At 63.4% G+C, this 23,082-nt stretch carries 22 protein-coding genes; 12 read left to right on the plus strand and 10 right to left on the minus strand.

Translation table 11 applies throughout. From position 1 onward, the window contains the following. Nucleotides 1-38 precede the first annotated feature (38 nt). Nucleotides 39-698: a TetR/AcrR family transcriptional regulator gene (locus ILT44_RS08540; RefSeq protein WP_239468019.1), complete on the plus strand. Its 660-nt coding sequence runs from the start codon at nucleotides 39-41 to the stop codon at nucleotides 696-698. Between the two features lie 69 nt (nucleotides 699-767). Next, nucleotides 768-1,679, plus strand: coding sequence for a DMT family transporter (locus ILT44_RS08545; RefSeq protein WP_204239158.1), 912 nt, complete (start codon nucleotides 768-770; stop codon nucleotides 1,677-1,679). Here the strand turns inward: ILT44_RS08545 and ILT44_RS08550 are convergent. Beyond that, nucleotides 1,676-2,362, minus strand: coding sequence for a Crp/Fnr family transcriptional regulator (locus ILT44_RS08550; RefSeq protein WP_204239159.1), 687 nt, complete (start codon nucleotides 2,360-2,362; stop codon nucleotides 1,676-1,678). The two genes, ILT44_RS08545 and ILT44_RS08550, sit on opposite strands and share 4 nt — an antisense overlap. Before the next feature lie 205 nt (nucleotides 2,363-2,567). Between ILT44_RS08550 and ILT44_RS08555 the strand changes: the two genes are divergently transcribed. The 4 genes from ILT44_RS08555 to ILT44_RS08570 all read left to right on the plus strand — a co-directional run bounded on the left by ILT44_RS08555 (nucleotide 2,568) and on the right by ILT44_RS08570 (nucleotide 6,513). Further along, nucleotides 2,568-4,445, plus strand: a complete 1,878-nt coding sequence (locus ILT44_RS08555; RefSeq protein ID WP_204239160.1) for an ABC-F family ATP-binding cassette domain-containing protein — start codon at nucleotides 2,568-2,570, stop codon at nucleotides 4,443-4,445. A 118-nt stretch (nucleotides 4,446-4,563) separates the two neighbouring features. Then, on the plus strand, nucleotides 4,564-4,749 hold the full coding sequence (locus ILT44_RS08560; RefSeq protein WP_204239161.1) for a hypothetical protein: 186 nt from the start codon (nucleotides 4,564-4,566) through the stop codon (nucleotides 4,747-4,749). 367 nt (nucleotides 4,750-5,116) lie between these two features. Continuing rightward, a complete protein-coding gene (locus tag ILT44_RS08565) occupies nucleotides 5,117-5,512 on the plus strand; it encodes a hypothetical protein (protein WP_204239162.1) in 396 nt (131 codons plus the stop codon). A gap of 359 nt (nucleotides 5,513-5,871) precedes the next feature. Then, nucleotides 5,872-6,513 (plus strand): calcium-binding protein, encoded by a 642-nt coding sequence (locus tag ILT44_RS08570; protein ID WP_204239163.1) that lies wholly within the window; start codon nucleotides 5,872-5,874, stop codon nucleotides 6,511-6,513. 108 nt (nucleotides 6,514-6,621) lie between these two features. On the opposite strand, the gene ILT44_RS08575 is transcribed toward ILT44_RS08570, so the two are convergent. The 5 genes from ILT44_RS08575 to ILT44_RS08595 all read right to left on the minus strand — a co-directional run bounded on the left by ILT44_RS08575 (nucleotide 6,622) and on the right by ILT44_RS08595 (nucleotide 11,009). Then, nucleotides 6,622-7,011: a hypothetical protein gene (locus ILT44_RS08575; RefSeq protein WP_239468007.1), complete on the minus strand. Its 390-nt coding sequence runs from the start codon at nucleotides 7,009-7,011 to the stop codon at nucleotides 6,622-6,624. Next, nucleotides 7,011-8,573, minus strand: coding sequence for a S10 family peptidase (locus ILT44_RS08580; RefSeq protein WP_204239165.1), 1,563 nt, complete (start codon nucleotides 8,571-8,573; stop codon nucleotides 7,011-7,013). The genes ILT44_RS08575 and ILT44_RS08580 overlap by 1 nt, the downstream gene beginning before the upstream one ends. Before the next feature lie 103 nt (nucleotides 8,574-8,676). After that, nucleotides 8,677-9,129 (minus strand): DNA polymerase III subunit chi, encoded by a 453-nt coding sequence (locus ILT44_RS08585; protein ID WP_204239166.1) that lies wholly within the window; start codon nucleotides 9,127-9,129, stop codon nucleotides 8,677-8,679. A gap of 7 nt (nucleotides 9,130-9,136) precedes the next feature. After that, complete coding sequence (locus ILT44_RS08590) at nucleotides 9,137-9,505, minus strand: hypothetical protein (protein WP_204239167.1); 369 nt, start codon at nucleotides 9,503-9,505, stop codon at nucleotides 9,137-9,139. 10 nt (nucleotides 9,506-9,515) lie between these two features. After that, entirely contained in the window at nucleotides 9,516-11,009 is a 1,494-nt protein-coding gene (locus ILT44_RS08595; RefSeq protein WP_204239168.1) for a leucyl aminopeptidase, read from the minus strand. 290 nt (nucleotides 11,010-11,299) lie between these two features. Between ILT44_RS08595 and lptF the strand changes: the two genes are divergently transcribed. The 6 genes from lptF to ILT44_RS08625 all read left to right on the plus strand — a co-directional run bounded on the left by lptF (nucleotide 11,300) and on the right by ILT44_RS08625 (nucleotide 19,261). After that, complete coding sequence (gene lptF, locus ILT44_RS08600) at nucleotides 11,300-12,460, plus strand: LPS export ABC transporter permease LptF (RefSeq protein WP_204239169.1); 1,161 nt, start codon at nucleotides 11,300-11,302, stop codon at nucleotides 12,458-12,460. Between the two features lie 2 nt (nucleotides 12,461-12,462). Next, the gene (lptG, locus tag ILT44_RS08605) at nucleotides 12,463-13,548 is read left to right on the plus strand and encodes an LPS export ABC transporter permease LptG (protein ID WP_204239170.1); all 1,086 of its coding nucleotides are present in this window, start codon (nucleotides 12,463-12,465) and stop codon (nucleotides 13,546-13,548) included. A 35-nt stretch (nucleotides 13,549-13,583) separates the two neighbouring features. Then, on the plus strand, nucleotides 13,584-16,115 hold the full coding sequence (locus ILT44_RS08610) for an LPS-assembly protein LptD (protein ID WP_204239171.1): 2,532 nt from the start codon (nucleotides 13,584-13,586) through the stop codon (nucleotides 16,113-16,115). A 15-nt stretch (nucleotides 16,116-16,130) separates the two neighbouring features. Beyond that, entirely contained in the window at nucleotides 16,131-17,141 is a 1,011-nt protein-coding gene (gene pdxA / locus ILT44_RS08615) for a 4-hydroxythreonine-4-phosphate dehydrogenase PdxA (protein WP_204239172.1), read from the plus strand. After that, nucleotides 17,138-17,998, plus strand: coding sequence for a 16S rRNA (adenine(1518)-N(6)/adenine(1519)-N(6))-dimethyltransferase RsmA (gene rsmA, locus ILT44_RS08620; RefSeq protein ID WP_204239173.1), 861 nt, complete (start codon nucleotides 17,138-17,140; stop codon nucleotides 17,996-17,998). The genes pdxA and rsmA overlap by 4 nt, the downstream gene beginning before the upstream one ends. A gap of 150 nt (nucleotides 17,999-18,148) precedes the next feature. Then, complete coding sequence (locus tag ILT44_RS08625; RefSeq protein ID WP_204239174.1) at nucleotides 18,149-19,261, plus strand: D-alanine--D-alanine ligase family protein; 1,113 nt, start codon at nucleotides 18,149-18,151, stop codon at nucleotides 19,259-19,261. A gap of 95 nt (nucleotides 19,262-19,356) precedes the next feature. Here the strand turns inward: ILT44_RS08625 and ILT44_RS08630 are convergent, their stop codons facing one another. The 4 genes from ILT44_RS08630 to mltG form a co-directional block, all read right to left on the minus strand. After that, nucleotides 19,357-19,827 carry a methyltransferase family protein gene (locus tag ILT44_RS08630; RefSeq protein ID WP_204239175.1) on the minus strand — a complete coding sequence of 157 codons (471 nt, stop codon included), beginning with the start codon at nucleotides 19,825-19,827 and terminating at the stop codon, nucleotides 19,357-19,359. 160 nt (nucleotides 19,828-19,987) lie between these two features. After that, entirely contained in the window at nucleotides 19,988-20,653 is a 666-nt protein-coding gene (gmk, locus tag ILT44_RS08635) for a guanylate kinase (protein ID WP_204239176.1), read from the minus strand. Next, nucleotides 20,643-21,530, minus strand: a complete 888-nt coding sequence (locus ILT44_RS08640; RefSeq protein ID WP_204239177.1) for a YicC/YloC family endoribonuclease — start codon at nucleotides 21,528-21,530, stop codon at nucleotides 20,643-20,645. Before ILT44_RS08640 ends, gmk begins: the two co-directional genes overlap by 11 nt. 91 nt (nucleotides 21,531-21,621) lie before the next feature. Further along, nucleotides 21,622-22,998 (minus strand): endolytic transglycosylase MltG, encoded by a 1,377-nt coding sequence (gene mltG, locus ILT44_RS08645; RefSeq protein WP_239468008.1) that lies wholly within the window; start codon nucleotides 22,996-22,998, stop codon nucleotides 21,622-21,624. Nucleotides 22,999-23,082: the final 84 nt, after the last annotated feature.

The raw sequence follows: 23,082 nt of genomic DNA on the forward strand, positions 1-23,082 counted from the left end.
AATAGCAAGAAGAGGAAATTCTACGAGCCATGAGCGACATGCATGACAGCATCCTGGATCAGGAGCTCTCCTCCGCCCTCGAGGACGGCATTGAGAGCGCCAAGCGCCGTCAGATCCTGGAAGGCGCTCGTAAGGTCTTTCTCGCGCGCGGGTTCGACGGGGCCAGCATGGGCGAGATCGCCAAGGTGGCAGGCGTCTCCAAGGGTACGCTCTACGTTTATTTCGACAGCAAGGAGAGCCTGTTCGAAGCCCTGACGACGGAGGAAAAGCAGGGCTTGGCCGAAGTGCTGTTCAAGCTGGATGCAGAAGATCCCGATGTTCGCGGCGTCCTGAGGAAGCTCGGCCTAAGCTACCTGCGCCGCATGGGCAAGCCCGAGCATATTTCCTCAATCCGGATGGTTATGGGCGCGGCGGAGAAGTTCCCCCGCCTGGGTCAGGCCTTCTACGAAGCCGGACCGTGCCAGGGCATCGCTCGGCTCAAGTCCTACTTCGATCGGCAGGTCGAAGCCGGACGCCTCTCCATCGAGGATACCGGCGTGGCCGCTCAGCACCTCCTCGATCTCTGCGTCTCGGGCATGCTGCGGCGCCTCCTCTTCTCGGTGGGCGATCCACCGACCGAAGATCAGATCCAGAAAAACGTCGAGAACGCGCTGCGGGTCTTCTTCGCAGCCTATGGACCCGACGCCCCGAAGCAATAAGAACCGACCGGAACTTCCCCGCTGCCCTGCCCTTCATTAGTCTGATCCTACAGATGGCTGGGAGGGGTGATGGTGAGGCGCGAGAGCGGAGCGGGACACGTCGCGGCCTTTGCCTTGATGGCGCTGATCTGGGGCCTGACCTGGCTGCCGATGAAAATCGCCTCCGAAGCCGTGCCGCCGATCTTCCTGGCGGCCGTCCGCTTCCTGATCGCCGGGTTCTGCTATCTGGCCTTCATCCTCGCAAAAGGCCTGCCACTCAGGGCAGAACAGCTGGGGCGGGTCATCACAGCATCACTGCTCATCACTACCTGTTCCTACAGCCTGCTCTTCTGGGGCGTCGCTCGCGCGCCAACCGGCATCTCATCTATTGTCAATCTCGCGCTCACGCCTGTCTTCGTGATCCTCGTTGCGGCGCTCTATGGCGAGGAGCGAATTACGAAGCGCCGGGTTGGAGCGATTGCGCTCGGCATCGCAGGTCTCGTGATGCTCTTCTCGGGGCGCGCCGGCTCGGCGCAGGACGGAGCCATGATAGGCCTCGCAACAGTCGCGGCAGCCACGCTCAGCTATGCCTGGGGCGGGGTTATCAGCCGTCCGCTCATGCAGGCGATGCATCCGATCACCCTCGCCTTCTGGGAGACGAGCATCGGCGCTCTCGGTCTCATACCTCTGTCGCTCCTGGTGGAAGGCTACGACCAGTCCTACTTCGCAGGGCTGATGGACTGGCGCGCCCTGTTCGGCCTGAGCGTCCTTGTCCTCGGCGGTTCGCTTGGAGGATTCTCGATCTATCTCTGGCTGGTGCGGGACTGGGGCGCCTTCCGGGCCGGCCTCTACTCGTTCGTCAGCCCGGTCGTGGCCGTCGCGGTCGGCGTCGTCTTCGCGAATGAAGCCTTCGGCTGGCCGGAGGCCTTAGGCATGGGCGTGATGCTCGCCGCCACCGCGCTTGCGCTTACCGAGGGCAAGCGCGCGGCGATATCGGCCTAATGATCGGTCCGGAAGGCCTCTGCCACCCGGGCCTTGAGCACATCCGGCTGACGCAGGATCAGGGCACCTCTCGTGCGCTCGATCAGGCCCTCCTGGGACAGCATCGTGAACTCCCGCGTGATCTGCTCGCGGCGGCAGCCGATGCGGGCGGCGACGATGTGATGGAAGGGGGGCGGCGTGATCACCCGTTCTCCCGACCGGTCCTGCCGCGGCGTCGACAGGCGCAGGAGCTCCGAATAGAGCCGGTGCCGGAGGTCGAGGACCGTCTGCTCCATGAAGCGGGCATTCAGCTCGCGGATGCGGGAGGCCATGAGGCAGAAGAGGCGTTCGGCCACGGGCTGGTGGGAGAAGAGCAATTCCTTGAAGACGGAGGCCGGCATGACGCAGGCTTCCCCACGGGTCAGAGCCGTGACATTGGCGGAGCGCGGAACGCCGTCGAGAGCGGCCAGCTCGCCGAACAGGTCGCCAGACCTCATCTCGTGAAGAATGACCTCCTTGCCCGAGGGGGTGCGCATGAGAACCCGCACCTCTCCGGAGAGGAGGAGGTAGACATCCGTGGAGGGCTCGTCGAAGTCGACCAGAACCTCCTCGGGGTCGAACCGGCGCCAATTGGCCCGTCCCTCGAACGAGGCAAGGTCGATCTCCAGCCCCTTGAACAACTTGATCCCGGTGAGCCGTGCCATCGGCCTCCTCCCATGCCTGCATCTTGGCTATACCATGAATCCCGTGCTTGCGGTACGGAATAGGCACCTATGCCTTTCTCAGGCCTTGGGGATTTTGTCACTGGCGATTTCGGCTATCAAGGGGCGGACGGGATAACATCCCTCCGGTTGCCGCCTGAGCCATTCACCACCTTGCCAGCGCCGTGATCCCACGCCAAAAGGCGGCATGCTCCATGTCAACGACCTGACCTACCGCATCGGCGACCGGCTGATCCTCGACCGCGCCTCCTTCAACCTCCCCACCGGAGCGAAGGTGGGGCTCGTCGGGCGCAACGGCGCGGGCAAGACCACCCTGTTCAAGATCATCCAGGGCGATCTCCCCACCGAGAGCGGCTCCGTCACCCTGCCCCGCGGCATGAAGATCGGCGCCGTGGCCCAGGAGGCGCCGGGCGGGCCCGAGACCCTGATCGAGGTGGTGCTGGCCGCCGACAAGGAGCGTGCGGCGCTGCTCGCCGAGGCTGAAACGGCCGACGGCCTCCACCGGGCCGAGATCGAAACCCGGCTCACGGACATCGGAGCGCATTCGGCCCCGGCCCGCGCGGCCGCCATTCTCCATGGCCTCGGCTTCGATGCGGAAGCGCAGAACCGGCCCTGCTCCGACTTTTCGGGCGGCTGGCGGATGCGCGTGGCCCTTGCCGCCGTGCTCTTCACCGAACCCGACCTGCTGCTCCTGGACGAGCCGACCAACTACCTCGATCTCGAAGGCACTCTCTGGCTCTACGACTATCTCGGCCGCTATCCGCACACGGTGCTGGTCATCAGCCACGACCGCGAGTTGCTCGACACCTGCGTGAACCACATCCTCCATCTCGATCGGGGCAAGCTTGCGATCTACCGCGGCGGCTACACCTCCTTTGCCAAGCAATATGCGGAGAAGCGCGAACTGACCGCCAAGATGGCGGCCAAGCAGGAGGCCGAGCGCAAGCACCTTCAGGCCTTCGTCGACCGCTTCAAGGCCAAGGCCTCCAAGGCCCGGCAGGCACAGTCCCGCGTGAAGCGGCTGGCCAAGCTCGAGCCCATCGCCACCATCGTGGAGGACGACGTGCTGCCCTTCAACCTGCCGGGGCCTGAGCGCCCCGCCGCGCCACCGCTGATCGCGGTCGAGGGTGGGGCCGTCGGCTATGGCGAGCGCATCGTGCTCGACCGCCTGAACATCACGATCGCGCCGGACGACAGGATCGCGCTGCTCGGCTCCAACGGCAATGGCAAGTCCACGTTCTGCAAGCTGATCGGCGGCAGGCTCGTGCCCATGAAAGGCGAGATGCGCACGCCCACGCGCATGGATGTCGCCTATTTCGCCCAGCATCAGCTCGACGAGCTGAACCCGAAGGCGACGGCCTACGACCATGTGGCGGAGCGCATGCCCGACACCCCGATCGCCAAGATTCGTGCCCGGACGGCGCAGATCGGCTTTCCGGGCGCGAAGGCGGATACGCCGGTCTCCGCGCTCTCGGGCGGAGAGAAGGCCCGCCTGCTCATGGGTCTTGCCGCCTTCAACGGACCTCACCTGCTCATCCTCGACGAACCGACGAACCACCTCGACATCGACAGCCGCACGGCCCTGATGGAGGCGATCAACGACTATACGGGCGCGGTGATCCTGGTGAGCCACGACCGATTCCTGATCGAGGCCTGCGCCGACCGGCTCTGGATCGTCGGCAGCGGCAGCGTAAAGCCCTTCGACGGCGATATGGACGATTACCGCCAACTCGTCCTTTCCGGTGAACTCGATTCCCAGAAGCGGTCCGACAAGCCGCAGGCCCCCAGCGCATCGAAGGTGGACGAGCGCCGCGCCGCCGCCGAGCGCCGCATAGCCCTCGCCCCCCTGCGCAAGAAGCTGGAGGCGCTCGAAACACGGATGGCGAAACTTACGGACGTGATCAGCAAGGTCGACACGGCGCTCGCCGATGGCACGGCCTTCCAGAAGGACCCGGCGAAGGCGACCGAACTCTCCAAGATGCGCGCCGAGGCTGCTTCCGCCTTGGGGATCCTGGAGGAGGAGTGGCTGGCGCTCAGCAGCGACATCGAGGAAGCGAGCGCCTAGGAGATAGCGCACCTCGCCTTCCGTCTACTCCCCTAGAGCAGCGGGGCTACCTCCTCCGAGCATGCACCGAATCAGAGCGGGGCCGTAAGCTCTTTCGAGCCTTAGGGGAGGCTGACACATGAAGCTCCTGATTTCCGCCTGTACCGACAAGGCCTTCGAGGAAGGCCTCATGCCGATGGCTCATCTGACGACCGGCACTGCCTGCGCCATGAATGACAATGCGATCCGGTCGCAGGCCAAGCGAAGGCACCGTCTCCACTACCCGAGGCATGTGGTCGGTCCTGCGCGCCAGGTAGCATCATAGAGCCGTCGTGCGGCGGAGCACATCGGGCTGTTCCGATCAGGGCTAGTTTTCGGCTGCCTTTGGTGGAGGTTCCGATGGCTCAACGCCTGTCCTACTGCAGCGCGAAGATATTCGCCCACGCGATCCTGCCTCTCGTCCTGGCCCAACCGAAGCCTATCGCAAGCGCGAATGACGATGATCCCCTGGCTTCGCTCCCCTGCATATGGCGCTAGGCGAAGGCTTTGAAGGTTTCGAGGGGGCATGGTCGCTCCGCCGCGTCTCCCGAGATTCCCTCATCGCACCACATCTGACCTGTGCGCGTTCAAGTTGTTCCTGCGGCGTTCATCATCGGAGGCGCAGATTGGTGCGCCTGGAATGGAGGACGACCATGGTTCGTGCGGCTTTGGCTACAACAGTGATGATCATAGGAATGCTTCTCGGGACAGCCCCGGAAGCCCTGGCGCAGGGATTGGTCCCTTGCGCACGGGAACACGAATTCTGCCGTGTGCCCTATCCCACCCGTGTCATCTATGGCGTTCCGGGACGAAGCGTGGAGGTCTTCGTTCGAGGCGGCGGTGTTCCCTGCTCCAACAGGATGTTCGGCGACCCGGCTCCCGGCATCGTCAAGCGCTGCGCCTATGTCGCCCGCGGGTACGACAGAGGCTTCAGGGACGACAGAGGCTACGATGAAGGCTACCGGAGACGCTACCGGGACGATGGCCGAGGCTATCGAGATTACGATGACGGCTATGGTCGTCCTTCCGGGAGATACGAGGTTTACTGATCCGGGCAGCGAGGTGGCCGGAGATCGTCCCTAGAGCCAAGGGAAGAGCGCGCGATCGTTGCAAGAGAAGCACATCCAACATTGCCGTGAGCAGATGCGATGCAACCGCGTCTCACATCTTCTGCATCCCATGCCCTCTCATTTCATCGTGTCTTCATAAATCATTAATCATGATCCTAGTTTACCGCCGAACGCACGGCTTTACGTCCGATGAACAAGCCGCCTTGCCGCCATTCAGCCATCGTGCCCGATGATCGCGTCACGAGGGGTTAACCAGCCCATGGCAAAACTCGGGGCTGACACCTTCGACCGGCCTCCCGATGGGAGCACCCCGGGAACGGAAGATCGCGGAGACAACGATGGCGAAAATCTACGGAGACGATTTCGACGACGATATCGATGGCTATTCCACCTCGGATATCATCTACGGCTATGACGGTGACGATCTGATCTACGGCTGGAACGGGCATGACGACATCTATGGCGGCTACGATCAGGACACGATCTACGGCGGTTATGGAGATGACTACCTGAGCGGCGCCGCCGGCCATGACGATCTCTACGGCGGAGCCGGCCTCGACTATCTCCTGGGCGGCTCCGGCGATGATTTTCTGTCCGGCGGAACCGGACGCGACACGTTGAGCGGCGGAACGGGAGAAGACTACTTCGCCTTCAAAAGAGGCGAGTCGGGCCTCACGACGAGCACGGCCGATACGATCACCGACTGGAACAGGTCCTTCGATTTTATCGACATGACAATCAAGGGGACATCACGCAACTACCGTGAAGTCATGACGGATGCGTCATCGATTTCAACGGCGGCCTCCGACGCGGACTATCTGTATGGCGACACGAGCATCAGACACGTGTTTCTCTACAATCCCGACATCGACAGGGGCTTCCTGGTGTCGGATCTCAATGCCGATGGTCTGTTCGAAACGGGTGTCGTTCTCAAGAATGCCGGGCTCGCATCCGACATGAGATATGATTATATCATCTGAGCGCTCATCACTTCCTCAACGTCATGGCCGGGTTCGCCCCGGCCATTCGTGTTTTGGAAGTTGCAGAACCTGAATCCCTGGAGCGAATTCTGCGGATAAAGGATCAGTTCAAGGCTTCACGACCCGATCGAGCTTGTTGTTGACGAAGAAGTAGAGCTCGCGGCCGCCGGGCTCGGAATAGAGAACCTGCACCTCGCGCTGTCCCTTGCCGCTCTCGCCCACGAGCACATCCGTCGCAGGCTTGCCCTTCAGTCGCACGAGGTCGCATTCGGTGATGCCGGGCTCGATCGCAGTGGCCGTGCCCGCAGGATTTCCGGTGCAGCGGCCATCAGGCCCGAGGACGGGGCCGTCAATTACTGGACCTACCGTTGCGGAAGGCGCTGGGATTGCTGCTATGGGCACACCCGCGGATGGCGGCTCGCTTCGTGTGCTGTTGCAGGCTGACAGAGCAAGAGTCGCAACGATTACGCTCGACAGAACTTTCACACGCATCACCATCAATCCCTGTTATCGGCTGCCCTCGCCTGCAGGGCCTCGTCGAAAAGCCGCTGCGCATCGGCTTTGAAGACCTGCCGCGACGCCTGTCGCGAATAGAACATGTGGCCGCCTTCGTAAACAGCGAGCCCTACGCGCTTCTGGGGACCGAGGTCGGGCAGCTGGTTCAGCAGGAGCTGGGAGGTGAAGTAAGGCGTCACCAGATCGGTGAAGCCATGGGCCACAAGCACGCGCAGCTTGCCGTCGAGCGAGAGCGCCTGCCGCAACTCTTCCAGGTTTTCAGGTCCGTTGCGCCCGCCACCCCAGCGCCACGCGCCGTTGATGGAACCGTTGAGCAGATTGTAGCGCCCTTCCGCCTTGTAGTTCAGGGTGTGGGTCAGGTGATGGATGATGGCGCTCGACAAGGGTGCCGTCATGCCGTCGAGCACCGGATCCTCGAATCGGGAGGTCTGTGCATTCGGATTCGGGTCGGCGATGGCGGCATTGGTGTCGTAGGCGCTGACGATCTCGGACGTGCTGCGCCGCAATTCCCTTTGGGCAGCCCGCATGTCGATGCGCCCGGCAAGGCGGCGCGAGACCTCGGGGCTGAGCCCGCTCAGCTCGGCCACCCGCCGGCTGACCCGCTCGACCGCCTCCTTGTCCTGAAGGCCGCGCATGAGATCGACGAGATACTCGCCCGACGCATAATTCTCAGCCTCCTTCAGGGCATCGCGCGAGACCGGTCCTTTGCGGGACAGATTCGCCGCCGCGAGCGAGGGCAGGAGTGTCGCGCTCGCCCAGGGCGCACCGGTGCCTTGGTCGAGCCAATCGAAATCGAAGACCGGCGAGATCAGGATCAGGCCACTGAAACCCACGCCCTGATCGCCCTGGAGCTTCTGTGCCAGCAGCGGTCCTCGGAAGCCGCCATAGCTCTCGCCGGCGAAGAATTTCGGCGACATGAGCCGGTTCTTCTCCTTCAGCCAGCGGGCGACGAAAGCGGCAAGGCCGTCGATGTCGCCCTGGACGGAGTAGAACCGTTCCCGCACCTGATCGCCGCCGACCACGCGGCTGTAGCCGGTGCCGGGCGGGTCGATGAAGACGAGGTCGGTGAAGTCGAGCCAGGTCTCGCCATTGGGTACGAGCGCCGGTGGAGCCGAGGGACTGATCGTCGGACCTTCAAGAGGCAGTACCCACGGCCCGATGGCGAGCAGGTGGAGATAGGCCGAAGATGCGCCCGGCCCGCCGTTCACGACGAAGGTCACCGGCCGTATCGCCGAGTCGGCATCGTCACGGGTATAGGCGACGAAGCCGATCTCCGCCTGCGGCGCGCCTTGCTGGTCAGCCAGCGTCAGGTGCCCGGCCGTTGCCGTGAACGACAGGGTCCGGCCGGGAAGCTGGAGGGTATGCCGCGTCACCGATTCCGGCGGCAGGGCCTGAGCGTCCCTGGCCTCGGGTCGAGGCCGGCGCTGCTCCTGCTGCCCTTGCGGCTGCGCCTGGGGCTGCTGCTCCTGGGCTCCGGCTCCAAGGGGCATAGCCATGGACAGGAGAAGAGCGGCGTAGAGGGGAAGGCGCAGCTTTCGGGTCATGGGAACATCCTTGTGGCTGCCCTGAAACTGGAGAGCCACCCTCTCGTTGCAAGCGCCGGAGTGATGAAGTCTTCGTGTTTGCGGGCTGCCTTTCCAGCCCGCTCTAAGCCTTCTTCTGCCAGCGCCCGCGCTCATCCTGCTGCCAGTAGGTCGCGTTGTGAGAGCCCTCTTTTACCGCGCGCCACTGGTCGCGGGCGAAGGCCAGCGCTTGGATGTCATTGCCGTCGAAGAGGATCGCCAGCCGCTCGTAGGAGGCGATGTCCTCCGGCAGTTCCGCACCCTCCACGAGAAAGCGGATGGAGGCGCCATTGGGATTGGCGCCCGACAGGGTGATGAGGACCGGCTGATCCGCCGCATGCGCCTCGCGATCCGTGCCATGCGGCAGGAAGCTCTCGTCGGTGAATGTCCACAGGTGATCGTCGAGGGCTGACATGCGCTCCTCCGTCGTTACCTGCACCACCGCGCGCCAGCCCCGTTCCAGCGTCTTCTGCAGGAGCGTGGGCAGCACGGCCTCGAGCGGCTGATGCTGGAGATGGTAGAAAAGGACCTCTGTCATCTCAATCTCACCGCTTGAGTGCGAATGTCGCCGCACAACGGGCAGTGAGATTCTCCAGTTCCTGAAAAAGCTCCGGATCGGGCGACTTGAAATTGAAGCATGTCTTCCCTTGGCGCCGCTTTTGCAACGGCTCCGACAGTCCTGCGCCGAGCTCCGGGTGTTCATAAAGCGGGATCAGGTGATAGGCGACATAGGCGCGTCCGTTCTTGATCCAAATAAAGGGCGTGGTGGGCTTATCGCGATAGGGCCTATCAAACTCCACCACATAGATGTCCGGCGTATCCGCGGTCACGATGAAAGGGACGGAGGCATAGACCTTAGCCAGCTCTCGCAGGGCTGCGAAAGCCTCTATCCTACTGCCCGGTCCCTTTGTCATGCGGTTGCCTTTACGTTTCGTAGTGGTCCCGAACGAGGCGATCGAGGAGGCGCACGCCCCAGCCCGAGCTCCAGCCCTTGTTGATCTCGGTCGCCGGCGAGCCCATCGCCGTGCCGGCGATGTCGAGATGAGCCCAGGGCACATCGTTGACGAAGCGCTGGAGCAGCGCCGCCGCCGTGCTCGAACCACCTAAGCGGCCCGCCGAATTCTTCATATCCGCGAACTTGGAATCGATCATCTTGTCGAATTCCGGCCCCAGCGGCATGCGCCACACGCGTTCGCCGGTGGCCTTGCCGACCGTTGTCAGACGCTCGGCCAGTTCGTCGTTGTTCGAGAACAGACCCGCATATTCCTGGGCCAGAGCGACCAAGATCGCGCCCGTCAGGGTCGCCAAGTCGATCATGAACTTGGGCTTGAAGCGGTCCTGCACGTACCAGAGCACGTCTGCCAGGACGAGGCGGCCCTCGGCGTCCGTGTTGATGATCTCGATGGTTTGGCCGGACATGGTGGTGACGATGTCGCCGGGGCGCTGGGCGTTGCCGTCAGGCATGTTCTCCACGAGCCCGATGGCGCCGACCACGTTGGCCCTGGCCTTGCGGCTCGCCAGCGCATGCATCAAGCCGACGACGCAGGCGGCGCCTGCCATGTCGCCCTTCATGTCCTCCATGCCGGCGCCCGGCTTGATCGAGATGCCGCCGGTATCGAAAACGACGCCCTTGCCGATAAAGGCGATGGGCTGGTCGCTCGCCTTGCCGCCGTTCCAGCGCATGATGGCCACCCGGCCGCCGCGCACGGAACCCTGGGCCACGCCGAGCAGCGCCCCCATTCCGAGTTTCTTCATGGCCTTGTCGTCCAGGATCTCGACCTCGACGCCGAGCTTGGTGAGGGCCTGGGCGCGCTCGGCGAATTCCTGCGGGCCCAGCACGTTCGGCGGCTCGTTGACGAGGTCGCGGGCGATGATGACGCCTTGCTGGACACCTTCGCGCGACTTGTATGCCTTCTTGACCGCCGCGGGATCGGCTACGCTGAAGACCAGCCGACCGCCGCTCTTGGTATCGTCCTCGCCCTTCTTTTTGGTCTTGTAGCGGTCGAAGCTGTAGCGGCGCAGTTGGACGCCGAGCGCCATATCGGCCACCGCTTCCGGTGTCACCTCGATCTCGGGCAGGTCCAGCACCGCCGTAGCGAGCTTGCCGTTCACCTTGCCGGCGATCAGGCCGCCCAACTGGACGAAATCCATATCCTTGCGGTCTTTCTCGCCGCCAGTGCCGATCACGATCAACCTGTCGACGGCGAGGCCTGCGGGAACCACGATCGACATGGCGGACTTCGCCTTGCCCTTGAAGTTCTCGGCGGCAGCCGCCTTGGCGATGAGATCGACGGCCTTCGACCCGAGCTGCTTGGCCACGCCGGGCGCGGGCTTGAGATTCTCCCCCACGAAGACGATGAGATCGCCGGTTTCGACCTTGCCATGGATCTGGAAGTCGATCTTGAAGCTGTCGGCCATGAAATCCTCTTGTTCTGATGCACATTCCGGTCTTGGGGCCGGCTGCGATGCTGACATTTCGGACATATATCATATTGCGCGCAAGCGCATCGTTCGGAAAAGTGGACTGGTTTTCCGCCCCCGGCGATGCGCCAGAAGAGAGAAAGAAGCTCCACTTTTGGGTCCGGATGCTCGTGACACGGGGAAGCTGCCGTGAAATCGGCGCAATCTCGGTCTGTTGAAAACGGCTGTCTTGCCTGAGATCCTGTGACACGATACCCAGGGCGCACCGCCCGGGGGCGAAGGGCCTTATGACACTTCTCGAACGCTACATCCTGAAAATCACATTCAGCGCCTTCGCCGCTTGCCTGGTCGCTCTCACCGGCGTGATCTGGGTCACGCAGGCCCTGCGTGAACTCGATCTGCTGACAGGCAAGGGCCAGACTCTCCTGATCTTCCTGACCGTAACGGGCCTGTCCCTGCCGGCTCTGATCAACGTCATTGCGCCCGTCGCCCTGTTCCTGGCGACCATCTACACGCTGAACAAGCTGAACGGCGATTCCGAATTGATCGTCATGAGCGCCGGAGGCATGCCTCCGCAGCGGCTTCTTCGGCCCTTCCTGGCGCTGGCAGCCTTCGTCTGCCTGATCGTCGGCATCATTTCGATCCACATCATGCCTGCGAGCTTCCAGGAGATGCGGCAGCTGTTCACGAAGATCAGGGCCGACTTCGTGGGCTCCATGGCCAAGGAAGGCCAGTTCATCAGCCTGGATAACGGCATCACCTTCCATTACCGGGAGCGCCAAGGCGATGCCCTGCTGGGAATCTTCATGGAGGACCTCCGGGAGAAGGATAAGGCCATCGTGTATCTGGCCGAGCGCGGCCAGACCGTGGAGCAGGGCGGAACGGCCTATCTCGTACTCCAGAAGGGCAGCGTTCAGCGCAAGGAGCCCAACAGCCGCGATTCTTCCATCGTCGCCTTCGAACGCTATGCAGTCGATCTGTCCGCCTTCAACAACGAGGGAGGAGAGGTCGTCTACAAGCCGCGCGAGCGAAGCACCACCCAGCTTCTCTTCCCGGACAAGAGCGACAGCCTCTATCAGGAGCAGAGAGGGCGCTTCCGGGCCGAACTGCACGAGCGGCTGTCCTCCTGGCTCTACCCGCTCGCCATGATGATGATCGCTTTCGCTGCCTTAGGGGAAGCCCGCACGACCCGCCAGGGGCGTGGCTTGGCCATTGCAGGTGCTGTCGTAGCGATCGTTCTTCTCAGGATCCTGGGTTTTGCCGCTTCGAGCGCCGTTGCTCGAACATCCGTAGCCATCGTGATGATCTACGGCATACCGCTCTTGGGAATCGTCGTCAGCCTTCTGCTGATCCTGAAGGGACCAGCCATGCTGTCTGCACAGGCCAAGCTTCAGAAGGCACTCCGCAGGGTGCTGCCGTCACGCTCTCCCGTCATCCAGAAAGCCTGAGCATGCTGATCGGCCGGACCCTGGGCTTCTATTTCTCCCGTCAGTTTATTAAGACTATTTTCCTGGTCTTTGCGACGGTCTTCACGCTTGTCTATACCCTGGATTTCGTGGAGCTCATGCGCAGAGCCGGCGACGCCCCGAGCGCAACGACAGGCGTGATCGCCCAGCTTGCCCTGTTCCGCACCCCGGCGATCGCCGAGCAGGTGATGCCCTTCGCGGTGCTTTTCGGCAGCATGGCGGCGCTCTTGCAGCTCAGTCGCAAGCTCGAACTGGTGGTGGCGCGGGCCGCCGGCATTTCCGCGTGGCAGTTCCTCCAGCCCGGGCTACTCATTGCCCTGCTGATCGGGGTCATGTCCGTCACGGTCTACAACCCGGTCTCGGCCACCCTCAAACAGCACGCCTCCACGATGGAAACGAACGTTTTCTCTCGGAACGTACAAACCCGGGAGAAGCCGATCTGGCTCCGCCAGAGAAGCCTGGACGGTCAAGCCATCTTCCGCGCGAACGGTTCAGCGACCGATTCCGCGACCCTCTACGGGGTTACCGTCTACGCCTTCGATCATGGAGGTACCTTCAGCCACAGGGTCGAGGCCCGGGAAGCAGCCCTGCACGAAGGCTTTTGGGAGCTGAGGGATGCCAGAATCCTGTCCGCCACGGAGGAGCCCCAGTCGCACGACCGGTACCTGATCGCCTCGAGCCTCCAGCCCTCGGAGGTTCGACAGAGCTTCATCGACCCGGATGCGGTCCCCTTCTGGGATCTGAAGGAGACCATCAACCGCATGGAGCAGGCGGATATCAACACCACGACTTATCGCCTCCACTACGACCTGCTCCTGGCCCGCCCTCTCCTGTTCATCGCCATGGTGTTCGTGGCTGCATCCGTATCGTTAAGATTCTTTCGATTTGGTGGTGTAGCCATGATGGTTCTGGGTGGCGTCGCGGCCGGGTTCATGCTTTATGTCGCCACTGAGCTTATGGCGGAGCTTGGAGCCTCCGGGATCATCAGCTCCCTTGTTGCGGCCTGGTTCCCTGCTGTAGTAGGCAGTCTCTTAGGGACCTTGGCCTTATTGTACCAAGAGGACGGCTGACCGTTGTCCATAAGAAGTATTGCGAAGGAGTGGGGATGCGGCGGCTTAAGACAACGATCGCAATGTCTGCGGTCGCAGCGGCTTTGGTCTACGCCGCTGGGTCGACGTCTGCGCTTGCCCAAGCCACCCTCAACGAGGCCATCGGCGCCCGTGCCCAATCGGGATCGGGGGAGGATCGCCTCCTCGTCGATGCCAAGGAAATCGTCTACGACAACGACCGGAACACGATTGCCGCCGCCGGCGACGTTCAGATGAACTACCAGGGCCGGACGCTTCAGGCCGACCGGGTCACCTATGACCGGAACACCGGCCGCGTCTTTGCGGAGGGCAATGCCCGCCTGACGGACGCCAACGGCACGGTTGCAACCGGTGATCGCTTCGAGCTCACCGACGACTTCAAGAACGGCTTCATCGATTCTCTGAGGGTGGTCCAGACCACGGTGGAACAGGGCCGCCCGCTTACGACCCGTTTCACCGCCCCGCGTGCGGAGCGCGCCGAGGGCGAGACCACGGTCTTCGAGCGCGGCACCTATACCGCCTGCGAGCCCTGCAAGGACAATCCGGAACGCCCCCCGCTCTGGCAGGTGAAGGCGGCAAAGATTATCCACAACAACAGCGAGCAGACGATCTACTACGAGGACGCCTCCCTTGAGCTCTTCGGCATACCGGTCGCCTACCTGCCCTACTTCTGGACCCCCGATCCCACGGTCAAGCGCAAGACCGGCTTCCTGTCCCCACGCTATGTCTATTCGAGTGCGCTGGGATATGGCGGCTCGATCCCGTTCTTCTGGGCCATCGCTCCGAATTACGACCTGACGATCACCCCGACCGTCCTGAGCCGGCAGGGCCTGCTCGGACAGGTGGAGTGGCGCCACCGGTTGGAGACGGGCACCTACAATATCCGTGCCGCCGGGATCAACCAATTGGAACCCGAGGCCTTTCTGCCTCCTCCCCTCGGAGCGGGAAATCGGGATTTCCGTGGCTCTCTCGAGACGGCCGGCAATTTCTACATCAACAACAATTGGCGCTGGGGCTGGGACATCGCTCTGGTGTCGGACAAGTGGTTCCTGACCAACTACCGGATCCGCAGCGAGAGCCTGAGCAGCTATTACGTCAAGGAATCGATCTCGACCCTCTATCTCCAGGGCCAGGGGGATCGCTCCTTCTTCGACGCGCGGGGCTACTACTTCCAGACCCTGTCCACATACGACTGGCAGAAGCAGCAGCCGGTCGTGGCTCCGGTGATTGATTACAACAAGCGCTTCACGCCTCCGACGATCGGCGGCGAGTTCGCGCTTGATGTGAACGTAACCAGCCTCTCCCGCGAGGCAGCACAGTTCGATCCTCTCTCCCAGTCCAACACGACCTTTTTCGGGGTCGCGCGGACCTGCATCGTCTTCGATCCGTCCGCCTGCCTTGTTCGCGGCATCAGCGGCTCGACATCCCGGGCCTCCGTGACCGCCTCGTGGCGCCGCGAGTTCATCGACGCGGCCGGTCAGGTCTGGACCCCGTTCGCCTATCTGCGAGCGGATAGCTTCTGGGTCGATCCCGATATGAAGGGCTTCCAGAATCCGCAGCTGTCCAACTTCATCGATGCGGATGACGATTATATCTTCCGCGGCACTCCTGCGATCGGTCTTGAATACCGCTATCCCTTCATCGCGAGCCTCGGCACGTCGGGCCAGCAGATCCTCGAGCCGATCGCCCAGATCATCGCCCGCCCTAACGAGACCCGGATCGGCAGCCTTCCCAATGAAGATGCGCAGAGCCTCGTTTTCGACGACACGTCGCTCTTCGACTGGGACAAGTTCTCCGGCTATGACCGGGCCGAGGGCGGCGTGCGCGCCAATCTCGGCGTGCAGTACACCGTCACAGGCGCTGACAACTTCTATGCCAATGTGCTGTTCGGGCAGTCGTACCAGATCGCGGGGCGCAATTCGTTCCGACAAGGGGATCTGGCCAATGTGGGCCTGGACTCGGGCCTCGATTCCCGCGCCTCGGATTATGTCGGCCGCTTCCAGGTCTCGCCGAACGCCAACTTTGCCTTCGTGAGCCGTGCACGGATCGATCAGGAGGACTTCAGCCTGAACCGGTTCGAAGCCGGCATCCGGGCGAACTTCAACCCTTACCTGCCGGTCTCGACGTCGCTGACCTACGCCCGCTACGCGGCCCAGCCTGCCATCGGCTTCCCAACCCGCCGTGAGGGCCTGCTCGGCTCGGCCCGGTGGGACATCACGCCGAACTGGTACGTCTCGGGCTCGGTTCTCCTCGATCTCGACCGCTACCTCGTGGCACGCGAGACATACCGCGTAGCCTTCAATGCCAACCCGGCAACGGCTGTTTATGACCGTGAAAACGTCGGCTATGTCGCTGGCATGTCGCTGGGTCTCGGCTACGTCGACGAATGCACGACCTTTGCGGTGAGCTACAGCATCACCCCACGGGACGTCACGTTGAGTTCGGGCGAGAGGGGGCAGAACCACACCATTGCCTTCAGCCTCGAGCTCCGCTCCCTCGGTGAGGTGGGCTACACCCAAAAGCTCGGTGGCTCCAGCAGCGATGACTGATCGCGAAGGGTTCCTGTGTCAGGCTTGAGCCAGCACCTTCTCCTGCTTACGCAGGGTGACCCCGCCGGGATCGGACCGGAACTCGGTCTAAAGGCCTGGATCGAGCGCGATGAACGGGCTTTGCCACCTTTCGCGATCGTGAGTGATCCCAAGTTCCTCGCGCATGTTGCGCAGGGCTACGGCTGGACCATCCCGATCACGGTGGTCCGGCCAGAGGAAGTTGTTGCAACCTTCCCACACGCCCTCCCCGTGATTGCTTTGGAGGCATCGGTCTCGGCGCAACCGGGTCATCCCGATGCAGCCTCGGCCCCGTCGGTGATCGAGTCCATCGAGACGGCGGTGCGGCTGGTGCGAGCAGGCGCAGCTTCGGCCGTCGTGACCAGCCCCATCGCCAAGCACGTGCTCTACGCGGCCGGCTTCCGGCACCCGGGCCATACGGAATTCCTGGCGGATCTTGCCTCCAGAGGCAGCGGCGGGAGCTATCATCCCGTGATGATGCTCTGGAGCGAGCAATTGGCCGTCGTGCCTGTCACCGTCCATATTCCCCTCTCGGACGTGCCCTCCATCCTGACCACGGACCTGATCGTGCTGACCGGGCGGATCGTGGCCAAAGAACTGAAGGAACGCTTCGGGATCGCACATCCGAGGCTCGCCCTTGCGGGCCTCAACCCCCATGCCGGCGAGAACGGCGCCATGGGCACGGAGGACGGCAGCGTCATCGTCCCGGCAGCCGAGATCCTGCGTCAGGAGGGCATCGCGGTAGAAGGCCCTCTGCCGGCGGATACCATGTTCCACGCCCGCGCCCGCAGCCGCTACGATGCGGCGCTCGCCATGTATCACGATCAAGCCCTCATCCCGATCAAGACCATCGCCTTCGACGAAGCGGTCAATGTGACACTCGGGCTGCCCTTCGTGCGGACGTCGCCGGATCACGGCACCGCCTTCGACATTGCAGGTCAAGGCATCGCCCGCCCCGACAGCCTCATGGCTGCTCTGAAACTTGCGGCTCGTCTGGCACGCTCATGAGCCGGATCGATGATCTCCCTCCTCTGCGCGAGGTGGTTCGCACCCATGGCCTGATGGCCAGGAAGTCCCTGGGCCAGAACTTCCTCTTCGATCTCAACCTCACCAGCCGCATCGCCCGCTCCGCCGGAAATCTGGAGGAGGCCACCATCATCGAGGTCGGCCCCGGACCCGGCGGCCTCACCCGAGCCATTCTTGCAGCCGGTGCGAAGAAGGTCATTGCCATCGAGCGCGACACCCGCTGCATGCCGGCGCTCGCCGAGATTGCAGACCACTATCCCGGTCGGCTGGACGTCATCGAGGCCGATGCCCTGCAATTCGACCCGCGCCCCATGATCGGCGACGGGCTCGTCCGGATCATCGCCAACCTGCCGTATAATGTCGGCACGGCCCTCCTCACCAGTTGGCTCACCGGCGAGGCTTGGCCGCCCTGGTGGACCTCGCTCACCCTCATGTTCCAGCGCGAGGTCGCCGAGCGCATCGTAGCCGACGAGAGCGACCCGAAGAACTATGGACGCCTCGGTGTCCTCTGCGGCTGGCGGACGGAGTCGCGCATTCTCTTCGACGTGCCCCCTTCAGCCTTCGTTCCGCCGCCGAAGATCACGTCCAGCGTCGTTCACCTGACCCCACGGACCAGCCCTCTGCCGTGCCGCCTGGCGGCGCTGGAGGCGGTCACGCGGGCAGCCTTCGGACAGCGACGCAAGATGCTGCGCCAGAGCCTGAAAGCCCTTGACCCGGATCCTGCCGCGATCATCCAGGCAGCTGGGCTCGAGGAGACGATCCGGGCCGAGAACATCCCGGTTGAGGGGTATGTAGCGCTCGCCAATGCTCTTGATGCCGTACGCGGCGCGAGGGGGTAAAACCGTCACCTTCGCTCGCCTCGCTGCCGCCTTCGCCTATATGAGGTCGCTGGACCGGCACAGGGACAGGGTTTTCATGAGACCTTAACCGCCCCTGGCCATCATCGTTTTCATGGGAGCGGCCTTGCGGCTGCAAGAGGAGGAGCGGGCATGACGCAGCCGCGCAAGACGATCGGGCTTCTGTTCGGAGGACGTTCTGCGGAACACGAAGTCTCGAAGCTGTCGGCGGCCAACGTCCTGCGCGCCCTCGATCCGGACCGCTACGACATCATCCCCATTGGAATAGGCCGCGATGGACGCTGGCTTCTCTGCGACAGCGGCAGTGGCGGCGGACGGGGCGCGACATCCCTGGAGATCCCTGAGGGAGCACCTCAGGTGGCCCTCCTGCCTGGGGGTGGCGGCGAGATGATCGTCCTCAGTGACAATGCAGGTTCAACCACGCTTCGCCTCGACGCCGTCGTGCCCGTGCTGCACGGTCCGAACGGCGAGGACGGAACGGTCCAGGGATTTCTTGAGCTCGCCAATATTCCTTATGTGGGCTCCGGCGTGATGGGCTCGGCCGCCGGCATGGACAAGGACGTGGCCAAGCGGCTGTTGCGCGACAACGGCCTGCCTGTCGTCCCCTTCCTGACCCTGACGCCGCGCACCCGCGTCGACTACCGGGCAGCGATGGATGCGCTCGGCACGAGCGATCTCTTCGTCAAGCCCGCCAATATGGGCTCATCGGTCGGTGTGTCCCGCGCTTCATCGCCGGATGAATTCGACAAAGCCTGCGAGCGCGCTTTCCGTTACGACAGCAAGGTGCTGGTCGAGCGCAGCGTCACGGGAGCGCGGGAGATCGAATGCTCCGTGCTGGAGGATGCCGCAGGCAAGATCAAGGCCTCTCCGCTCGGCGAGATCGTGCCCGCCGGCAGCCACGGCTTCTACAGCTATGACGCCAAATATATCGACGCCGACGGCGCCCTCCTGCGCATCCCGGCCGAGCTCCCTGCCGACCTCGCCCGCCGCATCCAGGACCTCGCCATCGAAACCTTCCGCACCTTGAGCTGCGAGGGCTTGGCGCGCGTCGACTTCTTCGTCGATCCAAAGAACGAGCACAGCCTCTTCGTGAACGAGGTGAACACCCTGCCCGGCTTTACGGCAATCAGCATGTATCCGAAGCTATGGGAGGCTGGCGGCCTGCCGCAAAGCGATCTGATGGAGATCCTGATCGGCCATGCCATCGCCCGCCACGAGCGCCGTAATGGATTGGCACTCATCTGAGACCAAGTCTCTGAGAGCTTGGCTCGAAGCTGTTGGGCTGATCATACGTGCAGTACCACGCTATAGGCTGGCAGGGGCTGATCCATCGGATGGTGCTAGAGCCAGCGCCGGACGCGCGAGCGGTAGCCGCGGTACTCATTGCCGAACTTGCGATCGAGATAGGCTTCCTCGCGAGCTACGACGCCATAGCGAATGACGAGCGCGAAGGGTGCCAGCGTCATCAGCAGCCAGAGATTGTCGAATATAATCGCCAAACCGATCAGACCCAGGAACATACCGAGATAGATGGGGTTGCGCGTGAAACGGTACGGCCCGCTTTCGACGATGGTGGTGGTCGGTCGGTTGGTAGGGACGTTCGAACCGGCCCTGGTCATGGTCATGATAGCCCAGGCGAACAGCGCCAGTGCGAAGATGAAGACCATCGCGCCAAGCCAGCCAGCAGACAGGTCGGCCGGCAGGAACGGCAAGGGGGCGAGCCAGTCCAGCGCCAGTCCAGCCATCACGGCAAGTCCCCATGCAATCGGCGGCCGAATGACAACCTGAGCGGTATCTGCCTCGTCAGCCATGGCGGGACTATGGAACCCAATGTCGTTGTCTACGTCACTTGCAGACTACCATCAAATGGCCTGCAAATCTGCCCGCAGCCCCGGACCATCATACCCCCAACCTGGCGATTGGGCGCACCAGTTCCGGTGATGGATGGAGGATAGAGGTGGATCACAGAGACTAGTCAATCTTCTCCGCAAGCAGCCCTTCAACGAAGTCCGAGAGACCGACGAGACGGTCGCGCTTGAGGCGCTCCGCTGCCTGGATGGCCTTGAGGCTCTGGAAGGAGCGGTCGAGATCCTCGTTGACGATCACGTAGTCGTATTCGACCCAGCGCTCCATCTCGACGCGGGCATTGGCGAGCCGCTTGGCGATCACCTCCGGTGCGTCCTCCGCCCGCCGTTCCAGGCGTGCCTTCAGCTCCTTGAAGCTCGGCGGCAGAACGAACACGGTGACCACGTCGTCGGGCAGCTTCTGCCGCACCTGGCGGGTCCCCTGATAGTCGATGTCGAAGACCATGTCCTGACCGGACGCCAGCGTCTTTTCCACGGGCTTGCGCGGCGTGCCGTAGAAATTGCCGTGCACCTCCGCCCATTCCAGCAGCTCATCGCGGTCGCGCATCGCCTTGAACTCGTCCACGTCGATGAAGTGATAATGGCGGCCTTCGATCTCCGACGGGCGCTTGGGGCGCGTGGTGACGGAGACCGAAAGCACGCCCGCCCGCTCTTCCACAAGGCTGCGGGTGAGCGTCGTTTTGCCGGCGCCGGAGGGTGACGACAGGATGAGGATGAGGCCGCGACGGCCAACCACAAGCTTCGGATCTTGGCTCACCGCATCACTCCACATTCTGAACCTGCTCGCGGAATTGCTCGATCACGGCCTTCAATTCAAGGCCGATCCGCGACAGGGACACATCATTGGCTTTCGCGCACAGGGTGTTCGCCTCTCGCCCGAATTCCTGCGCCAGGAAATCGAGCCGCCGGCCGACCGCTCCACCTTCCAGGACCAGCCCGCGAGCCGCATCCACATGGGCATGCAGACGGTCGAGTTCCTCGCGAATGTCCGCACGGGCTGCGATCAGCACGGCCTCCTGGTGCAGGCGTGCCGGGTCGAGCGCATTCTTGCCGTCCATAAGCTCGGCGATCTGCGCTTCCAGCCGGATGCGGATGGCTTCCGGCTGCCGGGCGGGTGCGGCCTCGGCCTCGTCGACAAGACGCGCAATCTGATCGAGTTGCTGCCCGAGGACGGCTGCGAGCGCCTGCCCCTCCTTCAGCCGGGCCGCTGTGATGGATTCGATCAGCGCGCCCACGCCAGCCCTCAGGGCCGCCATCAGTGCTTCGTCCTGCGCCGGATCGGCTGCGTCGTCATCCAGCTCGACCACCCCACGCACTGACAGGAGCCCGTCCAGGGAAGCCGGCTTCACGTTCTCCGGAAGAGACAGACCGCCGATGGCTGAGAGGAGCGATCGCAGAACATCCTGGTTGACGCGCAGCGTCGGAGCGGATGCCCCCTTGCTTAAGGAGAGGTTGAGCTGTCCCTGCCCGCGGGTGAGCGCTTTGAGAATCTGCCCCCGCGCCTCCTCGCCCAGGGCATCGAGACCGGAGGGCGTCCGAACGCGCACTTCGAGCCCGCGGCCGTTCACGGTCTTGAGTTCCCAGGCCCATTGATAGGCGCCGGTGACGCCGGCCTCACGGGCAAAGCCGGTCATGCTCGCAATGGACATGCGTGAAACCTCGAACGGAATGAAAAATCGGCGCGACCATAATGCGCGCCGATCCAAGAGTCGATTGCATGGATTTGAATTGCGTCAGCCGTCACGGCTGGCGCAAGACCGGCACGTTCTTTGGGTTGCTCAAGTCGAACGTCTTGTTCTTGAGCGGATCCTTGTTGGTGCCCTCGCTGGCATCGAAGCCGCGCCCCTGTCGGCCGGTCGGGCGGCCTCCCACAACCGGCAGTGCATTCGCGGTGCCGCGGAGTTCAGGAGCGGCCCCAGGAGGCAGGCTGGTCTGGTCTGCATCGGGCACCACCCGGTCCACCTCGGTGGCGTCGGGTGTCGGACGGCTCTTTTCCACCTGCCGCCAGCGGGTCACGTTGCGCTGATGCTGCTCATAGGTTTCGGCGAAGGCGTGACCACCTGAGCCATCGGCCACGAAGTAGAGATCCTTGGTCCGGGACGGATTGGCGACCGCCTCGAGCGCGGCCCGGCCGGGATTGGCGATGGGGCCGGGAGGCAGGCCTTCCACCACATAGGTGTTGTAGGGCGTCGCCGCCTCGATCTCGCTCCGCATGATGCCGCGGCCCAGGGTGCCCTTCCCGCCCACGAGCCCGTAGACGATGGTGGGATCGGACTGGAGCTTCATCCGCTTCATGAGGCGATTGATGAACACGCCGGCGACGCGTGTGCGCTCATCGGCGCGGCCCGTCTCCTTCTCCACGATGGAGGCCATGATGACGAGCTCCTGCGGCGACTTGATCGGCAGTTCAGGGGAGCGGCGCTGCCAGATCTGCTCGACCGCCTGACGCTGGGCCGTCTGCATGGTGCTGATGATCTGCTGGCGTGTCGTGCCGCGCTCGAACTTGTAGGTGTCCGGCAGGAGCGAGCCCTCACGCGGGGTCTCCGTCACATCTCCGGTGAGGATCTCGTGCTCGTAGAGACGGGCCACGATCTGCTCGCTGGTCAGCCCTTCGGGAACCGTGACCGTGTGCAGGATGGCCTTGCCCTGGATGAGCGTGTCGATGGCCTCGTCGACGCTGGTGCCGGCCTTGAACTGGAACTCGCCGGCTTTGAGCTGCCCGCGCTGGCGGTTCATGTAGGCATAGGCCTGGAACAGAAGAGGCTGCTCGATGACGCCCTCCTGCTTGAGGATCTGGGCGATCTCGCCGGTGCCGGTGTTGCGGGGGATCACCACGACCTTGTCGCTCTGCAGGGGCCCTTTGGACGTCACCTCCTGCTGCAGCATGGAGAAGCCGAAGATACCGGCGATCGCAAAAGCGACCAGCAGGGTCAGCAGGCCGCTGAGGAGAGACAGCATGCCTCTGCGGCGGCGACGGAGCCTGGGCGGCGGCGGCGGAGCCATAGAGGGCTTGATAGCCTCGCTCGGGGACCGGGGCGCCAGACGGGGCTGCGACGATCCCTGATTGTCGGAATCGTCAACGGGAGACAGGAGGATCTTTTTCTTGCGTCCGAACATTACGCCGCTTTTCTGGTACCGGCCGGCGGTCCTGCCGGTCCGCCGACACCCTAGCAGGGATTATGGCGAAAAGCCGTAACGGCC

The organism is Microvirga arvi (assembly GCF_016892765.1).
GTDB lineage: Bacteria > Pseudomonadota > Alphaproteobacteria > Rhizobiales > Beijerinckiaceae > Microvirga > Microvirga arvi.